Genomic DNA, 483 nt, shown 5'->3' with positions numbered 1-483 from the left:
GCCCACACCATACCTCCGGGCCAACTCCCTGATCGAGAGGCCATCCAGACGCGCATCACGCCGGATCCGCGCGAACAACTCCACCCGAGACTCCATCCGAACCTCCACCTTGAGCAACGAAAACACGTTGCAACAACGGTGCAGGTGGGTCCGGCTTAGATTGCCCCAGACACCCCGAAACAGCCGAAGTGGGTCCCGCTTAGATTGCCCTGGTGGGTCCCACTAACGCTGCCATAGTCAATGGCGTCGGCGTGAACGCCGGCGCCGAGGCGTTGGTGCCAGTCCTTCTGTTGATACTGGGTGCAGAACACCGTTGAGGTCTCGCCGTAACGGCGCTCCATCAGCTCCAGCAGCATTGTCCGCATCGATTCCGTCGGCTTATCCAGCAGCCACTCATCGATGACCAAGAGCGTGAAGGCGGCATACTTCCGCAGGAATTTGCCGGCGCCACCCGTTGTATCCTGGGCGGCGACCCAGGCTTCC

Annotated in this window: 1 protein-coding gene; it reads right to left on the bottom strand. The window is 61.5% G+C overall.

Features of this window, described 5'->3' with window-relative positions; translation table 11 throughout:
• Positions 1 to 155: 155 nt before the first annotated feature.
• Positions 156 to 483: ATP-binding protein (locus JF66_RS21370; protein ID WP_035881036.1), on the bottom strand; the 328-nt coding region annotated here is incomplete at its 5' end.

The organism is Cryobacterium sp. MLB-32 (assembly GCF_000738085.1).
In the GTDB taxonomy this organism is placed as follows: Bacteria; Actinomycetota; Actinomycetes; order Actinomycetales; family Microbacteriaceae; genus Cryobacterium.
This window is presented reverse-complemented; position numbering and strand designations above follow the sequence as displayed.